The organism is Pseudomonas sp. WS 5412 (genome assembly GCF_012985615.1).
Taxonomy (GTDB): domain Bacteria; phylum Pseudomonadota; class Gammaproteobacteria; order Pseudomonadales; family Pseudomonadaceae; genus Aquipseudomonas; species Aquipseudomonas shahriarae.
This window is the reverse complement of sequence record NZ_JAARMB010000012.1, coordinates 25303-37809: the sequence shown is the minus strand read 5'-3', so window position 1 is coordinate 37809 and position 12507 is coordinate 25303. Positions and strand designations below refer to the sequence as shown.

Genomic DNA, 12507 nt, shown 5'->3' with positions numbered 1-12507 from the left:
GGTGGGAGCTGGCAAGCCAGCTCCCACAGAAGCAGATATCAGCAGCCTTAAGGTTAAAACAATAAAAGGTGCAGCCATGCCCGCAATCCGTATTGGCATCAACCCCATCTCCTGGAGTAACGACGACCTGCCGGCCCTGGGCGGCGAAACGCCCTTGAGCACCGCGCTCAGCGAAGGCAAGGCCATCGGTTACGAAGGTTTTGAACTCAACGGCAAGTTCCCCAAGGACGCCAAGGGCGTGGGCGATGTGTTACGCCCCTACGACCTGGCACTGGTCTCCGGCTGGTACTCCAGCCGCCTGGCCCGGCGCTCGGTGGCCGAGGAAATCGACGCCATCGCCAGCCATGTGCAACTGCTGCGCGAGAACGGCGCCACGGTGCTGGTCTACGGCGAAGTGGCCGACTCGATCCAGGGCTCGCCGATCCGCCTGATCGAACGCCCGCGTTTTCACAGCGAGCAGGCATGGCAAGCCTATGCCGACAAACTCACCGAATTGGCGCGTTTTACCCTGTCCCAGGGCGTGCGCCTGGCCTACCACCATCATATGGGCGCGTACGTCGAGTCCCCGGAGGACATTGACACCCTGATGCGCCTCACCGGCCCGGAGGTCGGCCTGCTGTTCGATTCGGGGCACTGCTATATGGGCGGCGGCGAGCCGGTCGAGGTGCTACGCAAGCATCTGGGGCGCGTGTGCCATGTGCACTTCAAGGATGTGCGCAAAGCGGTGGTGCAACTGGCGCGCAACCAGCTGTGGAGCTTCCCCGACTGCATCGTCAATGGCACCTTCACCGTGCCGGGCGATGGCGATATCGACTTCGCCGAGTTGCTGGATGTGCTGCTGGGCGCCGGCTATCGTGGCTGGCTGGTGGTGGAAGCCGAGCAGGATCCGGCCGTGGCACCCAGCTATATCTATGCGAAAAAAGGCTTCGATACCTTGCGCGCGCTGCTGGATGCGAGGGCTGCACAATGAGCCTGCTGGTCAAAAGCACCCCGCGCGGGCCAACCATGGTCGCACTGCCAGAGGGGCGCCTGGAATATGTAGGGTTTGCCGCTTACCGCCTGAGCCTGGGGCAAACACTGCCGGTCAGCGCCGACGACAACGAGCTGTGCCTGGTGCTGCTCAGTGGCCGGGTCACGATCGAGGGCGAAGGGTTCAGTTGGCAGAACCTGGGTGATCGCCAATCGGTATTTGAAGACAAATCGCCGTTCGCCGCCTACCTGCCACCGGGCACCCTTGCCCAGGTGACCGCCCTGAGCGATGTGCAGATCGCCGTCTGCGCCGCGCCGGGCGCCACGGCCGGCGGTTTCACGCCCCGGCTGATCCGCCCTGAGCAGTGTCGGCGCAGCGTGCGTGGCAAGGGCGCCAACACGCGTTATGTCTGCGACATCCTGCCCGACAGCGAGCCGGCCCATTCGCTGCTGGTGGTGGAGGTGCGCACGCCGTCCGGGCACTCATCCAGCTACCCGCCGCACAAGCACGATACCGATGACTTGCCGCACCAGAGCTTTCTTGAAGAAACCTATTACCACCAGATCAACCCGTCCCAGGGCTTTGTGTTCCAGCGGGTGTACACCGACGACCGCAGCATCGACCAGGCCATGGCCGTGGAAAACCACGACCTGGTGGTGGTGCCCAAGGGCTATCACCCCGTCAGCGTGCCCTATGGCTACGAGTCCTATTACTTGAATGTGATGGCCGGCCCCAAGCGCGCCTGGCACTTTCACAATGACCCGCAGCACAGTTGGCTGCTGGATCTTTAACCCGTAGGCGCCGAGGGGACCCAACATGACCACCACCCGATTGACCATGGCCCAGGCCCTGGTGAAGTTCCTCGATAACCAGTACATCGAAGTCGATGGCGTGCAGAGCAAGTTTGTCGCCGGGGTGTTCACCATCTTCGGCCACGGCAATGTGCTGGGCCTGGGCCAGGCCCTGGAGCAAGACAGTGGCGACCTGGTGGTGCACCAGGGCCGCAACGAGCAGGGCATGGCCCATGCCGCGATTGGTTTTGCCAAGCAGCATCTGCGGCGCAAGGTCTACGCCTGCACCGCTTCGGTCGGCCCCGGCGCGGCGAATATGCTGACCGCCGCCGCCACTGCCACGGCCAACCGCATCCCTTTGTTACTGCTACCCGGCGATGTGTATGCCTGCCGCCAGCCGGACCCGGTGTTGCAGCAGATCGAACAATTCCATGACCTGAGCATCAGCACCAACGACGCGTTTCGTGCGGTGAGCAAGTACTGGGATCGCATCAACCGTCCCGAGCAGTTGATGAGTGCGGCGATCCACGCCATGCGTGTCTTGACCGACCCGGCCGAAACCGGCGCGGTGACCCTGGCCTTGCCCCAGGACGTGCAGGCCGAGGCCTGGGATTACCCCGATTATTTCCTGCAAAAGCGCGTGCACCGTCTGGAGCGCCGCCCGGCCAGCGAAGCGATGCTGCGCGACGCTGTCACGCTGCTCAAGTCCAAGGGCAAACCGCTGATTATCTGCGGTGGCGGGGTCAAGTACTCCGGCGCGAATGCCGCGCTGCAGGCCTTTGCCGAGCGCTTTCAGATCCCCTTTGCCGAGACCCAGGCCGGCAAGAGCGCCATCGTCTCCAGCCACCCGCTGAATGTCGGCGGTATCGGCGAAACCGGCTGCCTGGCCGCCAACCTGCTGGCTCGGGACGCCGACCTGATCATCGGCATTGGCACGCGCTATACCGACTTCACTACCTCCTCCAAGTCGCTGTTCCAGCATCCCGAGGTGCAGTTTCTCAACCTCAATATCAGCCCCGGCGATGTACTGAAACTCGACGGGGTCCAGGTGCTGGCAGATGCCAAGGTCGGGCTGCAAGCATTGGCCGACGCGCTGGGCGATTACGCTACGCAATGGGGCGAGCAGCCACGCCAGGCCCGTGCGCAGGGGGATGCCGAGGTGGACCGGGTCCATCAGGCGCGCTACACCGACGCCGACTTCACCCCAGAGGTCAACGACCATATGGACCCGGCGGTGCTGCGCGAATTTATCGAGCTGACCGGCTCCTGCCTGACCCAGAGCCAGGTGCTCGGCGTGCTCAACGCAACCCTGGCCGACGATGCGGTGATTGTCGCCGCCGCCGGCAGCCTGCCGGGGGATTTGCAGCGCAGCTGGCGCAGCAAGGGCGTCAACACTTACCACGTCGAGTACGGTTATTCGTGCATGGGCTACGAGATCAATGCGGCATTGGGCGTGAAGCTGGCCGAGCCGGCGCGGGAGGTCTATGCCCTGGTCGGCGATGGCTCGTACATGATGCTGCATTCGGAGCTGGCGACCTCGATCCAGGAGCGGCGCAAGATCAATGTGGTGTTGCTGGACAACATGGCCTTCGGTTGCATCAACAACCTGCAGATGGGCAATGGCATGGACAGCTTCGGCACCGAGTTTCGCTTCCGCAACCCCGACAGCGGCAAGCTCGATGGCGGCCTGGTGCCGGTGGATTTCGCCATGAGCGCGGCGGCCTATGGCTGCAAGACCTACAAGGTCACGACTGTGGAACAACTGCACGCCGCGCTGGCCGATGCGCGAGCGCAGAGCGTGTCGACGCTGATTGATATCAAGGTGCTGCCCAAAACCATGATTCACGGCTACCTGTCGTGGTGGCGGGTCGGTGTGGCGCAGGTCTCCACCAGCGAACGCACCAACGCCTGCGCCAAACAACTTAATGAACGCCTGGCCAAGGCCCGGCAGTACTGACAATAAGAGGAGTGTTGCCATGTCTTTGAAGCTGGGTGTGATCGGTACGGGCGCTATCGGCCGGGACCATATCCGCCGCTGCAGCCAGACCTTGCTCAACAGCCAGGTGGTGGCGGTCACCGATATCAACCTTGAGCAGGCGGCCCAGGTGGTGGCTGACTTGCAACTGAACGCCGAGGTGTACGCCGACGGTCATGCGCTGATCCATTCGGCGCAGGTCGAGGCGGTGCTGGTCACCTCCTGGGGGCCGAGCCATGAGGAATTTGTGCTGGCGGCTATCGCGGCCGGCAAACCGGTGTTCTGTGAAAAACCCCTGGCCGTCACCGCCGAGGGCTGTCGCAAGATCGTCGAGGCGGAAGTGGCCCACGGCAAACGCCTGGTCCAGGTCGGTTTTATGCGCCCGTATGACCAGGGCTACCAGGCCCTCAAGGCGGTGCTCGACAGCGGCCAGATCGGCGAACCGTTGATGCTGCATTGCGCCCACCGCAACCCGAGCGTGGGTGAGAACTACAACACCAGCATGGCCATCACCGACACCTTGATCCACGAGCTGGACGTGTTGCGCTGGCTGCTGGCCGATGACTATGTGTCGGTGCAGGTGGTGTTCCCGCGTAAAACCAGCAAGGCCCTGAGCCATTTGCGCGACCCGCAGATCGTGCTGCTGGAAACCGCCAGGGGCACGCGGATTGATGTGGAAGTGTTTGTGAACTGCCAGTACGGCTACGACATTCAGTGCGAGGTGGTGGGGGAGACCGGCATTGCCAAATTGCCAGAGCCGTCCCAGGTGCAATTGCGCAGCGGCGCCAAGCTGTCGAATGCGATTCTGATGGATTGGAAAGACCGCTTTATCGCGGCCTATGACGTCGAGTTGCAGGCCTTTATTGATGGCGTGCGGGCCGGCCAGGTAGGTGGGCCTTCGGCGTGGGATGGCTTTGCCGCAGCGGTGGCGGCGGACGCGTGTATCGAGGCCCAGGGCAGTGGGCAGATCGTTGCGGTCAGCCTGCCGCAGCGCCCGGCATTCTACGGCTAGTGCGGTCAGTGTAGGCGCTGGCTTGCCTGCGATAGCGGTGGATCAGCAACAGATGTAGGGCCTGAAACACCGCTATCGCAGGCACGCCAGCTCCCACATTTTTTGACTGGGTTTCCATTCCAAGAAGGAGTTGGTTCATGCGAATCGGACTGGTTGGATACGGCCATGGCGGCCGTTTTTTTCATGCCCCGCTGATCGCCACATTGCCCGGGGCGACGTTTGTCGGCGTGGTGACCCGCTCCCCCGAGCGCCGCCAGCAACTGGCGACGGAGCATCCCGGGGTGCCTGCCTTCGACAGCATTGCGCAGATCGTCGAAGCCGGGGTGGAGGTGCTGGTGATTTCCACCACCCTCAAAGGGCGCCCGGCCCTGGTGCTGGAGGCCATTGAGTACGGTGTGGCGGTGGTCAGCGACAAACCCTTCGCCAGCAATGCCGAGCAGGCCCTGGCGCTGATTAGCGCCGCCGAACGCGAGGGGGTAGCACTCAGCGTCTACCAGAACCGGCGTTGGGACTCGGACTACCTGACCCTGCGCAAGCTGATCGACGCCGGCGCCCTGGGCAGCATCACCCGCTTTGAGTCCCGGGTGGAGCGCTACAGCCCACAGGCCCTGGGCAACGCCAGCGGTGGCGGGTTCCTGCGTGACCTGGGCAGTCACCTGGTGGACCAGGCCTTGCAACTGTTTGGCCCGGTGGAGCGGGTGTATGCACAATTGCAGTACAGCGCCGAGCACCCCACCCTCGATCATGGCTTTTTTGTCAGCCTGACCCACGCCAACGGGGTGATTTCCCACCTGTGGGGCAGCGCCCTGCAAAACTGCCAGGGCCCGCGTTTTCGGGTCAATGGCACGGCGGGCTGCTACACCGTCGACGGCCTGGACGGCCAGGAGCAAGCGCTGCTGGCCGGCAAAAGTCCGAAGACCGAAGGCGAGCACTGGGGCGCCGAAGAACATCGACGCTGGGGCTGGTTCGAGCAAGGTGCGGAACGCGAGCGTATCCCCTCGGAAAAGGGCGCCTGGAACCAGTTCTATCGCCAGTTGCAAAGTGCAATCCAGGGCCAGGGCGCGCTGCCGGTGCAGGCCATGGATGCCTGGGAAACCACGCGCGTGCTGGATGCCGCCCGGCTCAGCGCCGAGCGCCGGCAAGTGGTGGAGATGGTGACGATGGAAGGCGGAGAATGGAAATAGAATAAAATTCTAAAATGAGTTGATATGGAAATTATTTTCCAATAAAGTCATTTCCAGGTTGCCGAAAGTCCATCTCGTCCTTCCTTTATAAGGGGGCCGGGGGACTCAACAAAAACAAGATAAAACAACCAGGTACCGTCAGATGAAAATCTTCAGCGCTGTACTGCGAGTGTTACGTTCTGCCTTCCTGCCCCGCGCACGGCCCTTCTATTTCTCTTTTCTCAATGTCCTTTGCGTGGAAAGCAAGGGTGCCCTGGTGTGCTGCATTCCGGGAGCGCCGGTGGTCCGGCTGCCTGCCGCAGCCCCCTCGCTCTGATAAACGCTACGTCCAGAAAACCAACAAGAAAGTGGAGACAGACCGTTCATGAAGACCCAGATCCGTTTCGCCTCGCTGGCCTTGTCGATGATGCTCGGCAGTGGCGTGGCTTCAGCCGCCGATATCAAGATTGGCGTCAGCATGTCGCAGTTCGACGACACCTTCCTCACCTACCTGCGTGAGGATATGGACAAGCAAGCCAAGTCCTACCCCAAGGGCGATGCTGTGCAACTGCAGTTCGAGGACGCCCGTGCCGACGTGGTCAAGCAACTGAGCCAGGTCGAGAACTTTATCAGCCAGAAAGTCGATGCCATGGTGGTCAACCCGGTGGATACGGCCTCCACCGCGCGCATCACTAAAGCGGCGGTGGCGGCGGGTATCCCGCTGGTCTACGTCAACCGTCGTCCGGATCAGGCCGACCTGCCCAAAGGGGTGGTGACGGTGACGTCCAATGACGTCGAGGCCGGCAGGCTGCAAATGCAGTACGTGGCCGAGAAGCTGGGCGGCAAAGGCAAAATCGTGATTCTGCTGGGTGACCTGGCCAACAACTCGACGACCAATCGCACCAAGGGTGTCAAGGAGATCCTCGACAAATACCCGGACATCAAGATTGAACAGGAACAGACCGGGATCTGGCTGCGGGACAAGGGCATGACCCTGGTGAACGATTGGCTGACCCAGGGCCGCGAGTTCAATGCGGTCGTGGCCAACAACGACGAAATGGCAATTGGCGCCGCCATGGCCTTGAAAACCGCCGGGGTGAAACCCGGCAGCGTGTTGATTGGCGGCGTCGATGGCACGCCCGACGGGTTGAATGCGATCACCAAGGGCGAGATGGCGCTCTCGGTGTTCCAGGATGCCAAGGGGCAGGCGATCGGTTCGGTGGAGGCGGCCGTGAAAATGGCCAGGGGCGAGGCGGTCGAGCAAAACGTCGTGGTGCCTTTCCAACTGATCACCCCTGACAACGTCGCGTCATTTAAGTAGCGTTCAATCACAACAATAAGCGGGCAGGGCGGTCACAGCCGCCCTGCCGATGGAGCCCCGATATGCTTGTTCAAGCGACTGCTGTGCAGCCCGCAGGTGTAGAACAACCCTACCTGTTGGAAATCGCCCATATCAGCAAAGGCTTTCCCGGCGTCGTGGCCCTGGACGATGTGCAACTGCGGGTGCGCCCAGGCTCGGTCCTGGCACTGATGGGAGAGAACGGCGCCGGCAAGTCGACGCTGATGAAAATCATCGCCGGCATCTACCAGCCCGACGCCGGGGAAATCCGCCTGCGGGGCAAGCCGGTGGTGTTTGACACGCCTCTGGCCGCCTTGCAGGCGGGCATCGCGATGATCCACCAGGAGCTCAACCTGATGCCCCATATGAGCATCGCCGAGAACATCTGGATCGGCCGCGAACAGCTCAACGGCCTGCGCCTAGTCAATCACCGCGCCATGCATCGCCGCACTGCCGAGTTGCTGGCGCGCCTGCGGATCAACCTGGACCCAGAGGAGCAGGTCGGCAACCTGAGCATTGCCGAGCGGCAGATGGTGGAGATTGCCAAGGCGGTGTCCTACGACTCGGACATCCTGATCATGGATGAGCCGACGTCGGCGATTACCGACAAGGAAGTGGCCCACCTGTTTTCGATCATTGCCGACCTCAAGGCCCAGGGCAAAGGCATCATCTATATCACCCACAAAATGAATGAAGTGTTCGCCATCGCCGATGAAGTGGCAGTGTTTCGCGATGGCGCCTACATCGGTCTGCAACGGGCCGACAGCATGGACAGCGACAGCCTGATCTCGATGATGGTCGGGCGCGAATTGAGCCAGTTGTTCCCGGTGCGCGAGACGCCCATCGGCGAGTTGTTGCTGTCGGTGCGCGACCTGCGCCTGGACGGAGTGTTCCAGGGCGTGTCCTTTGATCTGCATGCCGGCGAAATCCTCGGCATTGCCGGGCTGATGGGCTCGGGTCGCACCAACGTGGCGGAAACGCTCTTCGGCATTACCCCCAGCGACGGCGGCGAGATCCGCCTCGACGGCCAGGCGTTGCGTATCAGCGACCCGCATATGGCCATCCAGCAGGGGTTTGCACTGTTGACCGAGGACCGCAAGCTCAGTGGCCTGTTCCCGTGCCTGTCGGTCCTGGAAAACATGGAAATGGCCGTGCTGCCCCATTACTCGGGCAATGGCTTTATCCAGCAAAAAGCCCTGCGCGCCTTGTGCGAAGACATGTGCAAGAAACTGCGGGTGAAAACCCCCTCCCTTGAGCAGTGCATCGACACCCTGTCTGGTGGCAATCAGCAAAAGGCCCTGCTGGCACGTTGGCTGATGACCAATCCTCGGCTGTTGATCCTTGACGAACCGACCCGTGGTATCGACGTCGGCGCCAAGGCCGAGATCTACCGCTTGATTGCCTTCCTGGCCAGTGAAGGCATGGCGGTGATCATGATTTCTTCGGAACTGCCGGAGGTGCTGGGTATGAGCGACCGGGTGATGGTCATGCACGAAGGCGATTTGATGGGCACCCTGGACCGGGCCGAGGCCACCCAGGAAAAAGTCATGCAGTTGGCTTCCGGTATGACGGCAGTCCACTAACGAATAAAAAGGTGACGGGCAATGAACGCAATACTGGAAAGCAAACCCGAGGAAAAGAAGCCCGCCGCGGCACCGGTCAAGAGTCGGCGGCGGTTCCCTACCGAACTGAGCATTTTTCTGGTGCTGATCGGTATCGGCCTGGTGTTCGAACTGTTTGGCTGGATCGTACGGGACCAGAGCTTTTTGATGAACTCCCAGCGCCTGGTGCTGATGATCCTGCAAGTGTCGATCATCGGTTTGCTGGCGATTGGCGTGACCCAGGTGATCATCACCACGGGGATCGACCTGTCCTCGGGTTCGGTGCTGGCGTTGTCGGCGATGATCGCCGCGAGTCTGGCGCAGACCTCGGACTTTTCCCGGGCGGTGTTTCCATCGCTGACGGACTTGCCGGTGTGGATCCCGGTGGTCGCCGGCCTGGGCGTGGGCCTGCTGGCGGGGGCAATCAATGGCAGCATCATCGCCATTACCGGCATCCCGCCGTTTATTGCGACCCTCGGCATGATGGTCTCGGCCCGTGGCCTGGCACGTTATTACACCGAAGGCCAGCCGGTGAGCATGCTCTCGGATTCCTACACGGCCATCGGCCATGGCGCGATGCCGGTGATCATCTTTCTGGTGGTGGCGGTGATCTTCCACATTGCCCTGCGCTACACCAAGTACGGCAAGTACACCTACGCCATCGGCGGCAACATGCAGGCGGCGCGCACCTCGGGGATCAACGTCAAGCGCCACCTGATCATCGTCTACAGCATCGCCGGGCTGCTGGCCGGGCTGGCGGGTGTGGTTGCCTCGGCACGGGCGGCTACCGGGCAGGCGGGGATGGGCATGTCTTATGAGCTGGACGCGATCGCGGCTGCGGTCATCGGCGGCACCAGCCTGGCGGGCGGGGTGGGGCGTATCACCGGCACGGTGATTGGCGCGCTGATTCTCGGGGTGATGGCCAGTGGGTTTACCTTCGTCGGGGTGGATGCCTATATCCAGGACATCATCAAGGGCCTGATCATCGTGGTGGCGGTGGTGATCGACCAGTATCGCAACAAGCGCAAACTCAAGCGCTGAGCGAGGTTTGAACCAAAAAGTGGGGCTTGTTTGTGTGGGAGCGGGCTTGCCTGCGATAGCGATGGGTCAGTCAAATATCTATCAACTGACCCACCGCTATCGCGGGCAAGCCCGCTTCCACATAACCGTTTGTCTTCTATATAGCTCCACGACACTGAATTTCTTGCTATAAACGCACTCCGATAACCGCCTGCCAAGCCCGTCCTGGTGCCTTTTAGGGGAATGTCGGACAAATTGCCTGTCATTTCAGTTGCTGCGCCCTCAAGTCGGCCGTAGACTGCCGCCCCTCGTAAATTGAGTGCCGGGTGGCGCTTGGAATGGACGGCGTCTTTCCCCGACCTCCAGAGGTTGGCCGGAACGCTCCCTTATTCGCCTTAATGCACGTATTTTTTATAGAGAAATCAATGACAAAGGAAAAGTTGCTGGCCATGCCGGCGGATGACTACATGAATGCCGAGCAGCACGCTTTTTTCGAGAAGTTGTTGCAAGACATGAAAGTCGAGCACCACGAGCGCATTGAGCAAAACCGCATCGCCATTGAAAGCCTGGACACCCCGGCCGACCCGGCTGACGCCGCCTCGGTTGAAGAAGAGCGCACCTGGTTGGTCAACGCCATCGACCGCGACCAGCGCATGCTGCCGCAACTTGAACAGGCCCTGGGCCGTATCAAGGAAGATTCCTTTGGCTGGTGTGACGACAGCGGCGAGCCTATCGGCCTCAAGCGCCTGCTGATCAGCCCGACCACCAAGTACTGCATCGAAGCGCAAGAGCGCCACGAGCAAATCGACAAGCATCAGCGCCAGGCCTGATCTGTTTGATGTTGTAGGCGCCGGCGAGCCGGCCCCTACAGATCCCCGCGTGTCATCCCCCCGTCTATTGATCTGCTGCAAGCCCTAACACCAAAGGCCCATAGATAATGGCCAGATAGTGGCGTTTAATGCAGGCACAATAATGACAAGCAGTGGGGTGACAAACATGGCCGGGGATGGATCTCTGATGGGCGCCGCCGTGGTGCCGCACACGGTGAACCGCCGGCTGGCTGGCTGGGTGACTCCGCTGCTGCAAAGCATCGCCCTGGTGCTGATACTGTCGGGCCTGGCGTTCGCCAACCTGTCGATCTACCTCTGCCTGCCCGTGGCCCTGTTGCTGATCTGGCTGCCGTGCCTGAAAAGGCCGGCCCGCAGTCCTGCGCCTGATGTCAGCGAGGATGCCATTGGCGCGTTGACTCGCGATCTGTCCTACACCACCAGCCATAATGCGCTGTCGGCCGCTGGCGTGGCCTATTCGGTCAAGCAACTGGCCGCCAGGTTGCAATCGCAATTGAGCGCGGCCCAGCAAATCGTCAGCAGTGCCGAAGTGATGATTGGCACCGAGCAAGTCACTTCCCAGCTCAGCCGCGAGGCCCTGGGGGCGGCCGGCCAGGCCCATCAGCGCAGCACCGAAGGGCGTGCGGTGCTGGGGGAGTCCATCAGCCGCATGCATCAGCTCAGCCAGCGTGCCAGCGACAGCCGGCAATTGATCGAGGCCCTGAGCCAGCGCAGCGAAGAAATCCAGCGCGTGACCCTGGTGATTCAGTCGATTGCCAGCCAGACCAATCTGTTGGCCTTGAATGCCGCCATTGAAGCCGCCCGCGCCGGTGAGCATGGGCGTGGGTTTGCCGTGGTGGCCGACGAAGTGCGCGGCCTGGCGGGCCGTACGGCGATCGCCACCGATGAAGTGGGGGTGATGGTCGCTGACATCCAGCAGCGTACCGCCCAGGTGGTGGAGCAAATCCGCCAACTGTCCGTGGATTTGCAGGCCGGCGTCGAGCAAGTGGAGCATGCCGGCGAGCAACTGGAGAGCATTGCCACGTTGGCGGCGGGTGTGGAGGGCCAGGTCAGCGAGATTGCCCAGGGCACCGAGACCAACCGTGCGCAACTCGACAGCCTGTTCCATGCCGTGGAGCAGATGCGCAGCGACCTGACCGTCAGCGACCAACAGACCCAGCAATTGGCCCAGGCCGCCGTGCAAATGGAAGGGCAGGCCGAAACCATCAGCGAGCGCCTGGCCGAAGTCGGTCTGGATGATTATCACCAACGTATCTACGACCTCGCCCGCGAAGGCGCCAGCCAGATCGCCGCGCAGTTCGAGGCGGATATCCAACAGAACCGCATCAGCCTTGATGACCTGTTCAATCGCAGCTACACGCCGATAGCCAACAGCCACCCGACCAAATATCACAGCCGCTTCGACGGCTACACCGATCAGGTCTTGCCCGCTATCCAGGAAGCCTTGCTGCCCCGTCATGAAGGGCTGGTGTTCGCAATTGCCTGCACACCACAGGGCTATGTGCCGACGCACAACAAGGCGTTTTCCCAGGCACTGACCGGGGATGCCCAGGTTGATGCCGTGAACAATCGCACCAAGCGCAAGTTTGAAGACCGCACCGGGATCCGCTGTGGCAGCCACCAGCAGGCTGTGTTGTTGCAAACCTATACCCGTGACACCGGGGAGTTGATGCACGATCTGTCCGTGCCGATCATGGTCAACGGCCGGCATTGGGGCGGTTTGCGCCTGGGCTATAAGCCTGAAGGGCAGGCTGGGGCGCGCTAGACCCTGGCCAGGATTGTTGCGTG

Annotated in this window: 10 protein-coding genes; all 10 read left to right on the top strand. The window is 61.8% G+C overall.

The window, feature by feature from the left end; genetic code table 11:
* Positions 1 to 76 precede the first annotated feature (76 nt).
* The 10 genes from iolE (at position 77) to HBR94_RS16850 (ending at position 12484) form a co-directional block, all read left to right on the top strand.
* The gene (gene iolE / locus HBR94_RS16895) at positions 77 to 970 is read left to right on the top strand and encodes a myo-inosose-2 dehydratase (protein ID WP_057439070.1); all 894 of its coding nucleotides are present in this window, start codon (positions 77 to 79) and stop codon (positions 968 to 970) included.
* On the top strand, positions 967 to 1761 hold the full coding sequence (iolB, locus tag HBR94_RS16890; RefSeq protein ID WP_057959196.1) for a 5-deoxy-glucuronate isomerase: 795 nt from the start codon (positions 967 to 969) through the stop codon (positions 1759 to 1761). The genes iolE and iolB overlap by 4 nt, the downstream gene beginning before the upstream one ends.
* 25 nt (positions 1762 to 1786) lie before the next feature.
* Positions 1787 to 3718 (top strand): 3D-(3,5/4)-trihydroxycyclohexane-1,2-dione acylhydrolase (decyclizing), encoded by a 1932-nt coding sequence (gene iolD, locus HBR94_RS16885; RefSeq protein WP_115127950.1) that lies wholly within the window; start codon positions 1787 to 1789, stop codon positions 3716 to 3718.
* A gap of 19 nt (positions 3719 to 3737) precedes the next feature.
* Positions 3738 to 4748, top strand: a complete 1011-nt coding sequence (locus HBR94_RS16880; protein WP_057439067.1) for a Gfo/Idh/MocA family oxidoreductase — start codon at positions 3738 to 3740, stop codon at positions 4746 to 4748.
* Positions 4749 to 4885: 137 nt separating this feature from the next.
* A complete protein-coding gene (locus HBR94_RS16875) occupies positions 4886 to 5932 on the top strand; it encodes a Gfo/Idh/MocA family oxidoreductase (protein WP_169960952.1) in 1047 nt (348 codons plus the stop codon).
* A 364-nt stretch (positions 5933 to 6296) separates the two neighbouring features.
* A complete protein-coding gene (locus HBR94_RS16870) occupies positions 6297 to 7232 on the top strand; it encodes a sugar ABC transporter substrate-binding protein (RefSeq protein WP_057439065.1) in 936 nt (311 codons plus the stop codon).
* A gap of 62 nt (positions 7233 to 7294) precedes the next feature.
* Positions 7295 to 8833, top strand: coding sequence for a sugar ABC transporter ATP-binding protein (locus tag HBR94_RS16865; RefSeq protein ID WP_057439064.1), 1539 nt, complete (start codon positions 7295 to 7297; stop codon positions 8831 to 8833).
* A 21-nt stretch (positions 8834 to 8854) separates the two neighbouring features.
* On the top strand, positions 8855 to 9892 hold the full coding sequence (locus HBR94_RS16860) for an ABC transporter permease (protein WP_057439063.1): 1038 nt from the start codon (positions 8855 to 8857) through the stop codon (positions 9890 to 9892).
* A 404-nt stretch (positions 9893 to 10296) separates the two neighbouring features.
* Positions 10297 to 10701, top strand: a complete 405-nt coding sequence (locus HBR94_RS16855; RefSeq protein ID WP_003214706.1) for a TraR/DksA C4-type zinc finger protein — start codon at positions 10297 to 10299, stop codon at positions 10699 to 10701.
* Between the two features lie 187 nt (positions 10702 to 10888).
* Positions 10889 to 12484 carry a methyl-accepting chemotaxis protein gene (locus HBR94_RS16850; protein ID WP_170045230.1) on the top strand — a complete coding sequence of 532 codons (1596 nt, stop codon included), beginning with the start codon at positions 10889 to 10891 and terminating at the stop codon, positions 12482 to 12484.
* The last annotated feature ends 23 nt before the right edge of the window (positions 12485 to 12507 follow it).

Excerpts from the sequence above, each read along its gene's own strand:
- HBR94_RS16880 (WP_057439067.1), top strand. The coding sequence starts at position 3,738 with ATGTCTTTGAAGCTGGGTGTGATCGGTACGGGCGCTATCGGCCGGGAC.
- iolB (WP_057959196.1), top strand. The coding sequence starts at position 967 with ATGAGCCTGCTGGTCAAAAGCACCCCGCGCGGGCCAACCATGGTCGCA.
- HBR94_RS16860 (WP_057439063.1), top strand. The coding sequence starts at position 8,855 with ATGAACGCAATACTGGAAAGCAAACCCGAGGAAAAGAAGCCCGCCGCG.
- iolD (WP_115127950.1), top strand. The coding sequence starts at position 1,787 with ATGACCACCACCCGATTGACCATGGCCCAGGCCCTGGTGAAGTTCCTC.
- HBR94_RS16850 (WP_170045230.1), top strand. The coding sequence starts at position 10,889 with ATGGGCGCCGCCGTGGTGCCGCACACGGTGAACCGCCGGCTGGCTGGC.
- HBR94_RS16870 (WP_057439065.1), top strand. The coding sequence starts at position 6,297 with ATGAAGACCCAGATCCGTTTCGCCTCGCTGGCCTTGTCGATGATGCTC.
- HBR94_RS16875 (WP_169960952.1), top strand. The coding sequence starts at position 4,886 with ATGCGAATCGGACTGGTTGGATACGGCCATGGCGGCCGTTTTTTTCAT.
- iolE (WP_057439070.1), top strand. The coding sequence starts at position 77 with ATGCCCGCAATCCGTATTGGCATCAACCCCATCTCCTGGAGTAACGAC.
- HBR94_RS16865 (WP_057439064.1), top strand. The coding sequence starts at position 7,295 with ATGCTTGTTCAAGCGACTGCTGTGCAGCCCGCAGGTGTAGAACAACCC.
- HBR94_RS16855 (WP_003214706.1), top strand. The coding sequence starts at position 10,297 with ATGACAAAGGAAAAGTTGCTGGCCATGCCGGCGGATGACTACATGAAT.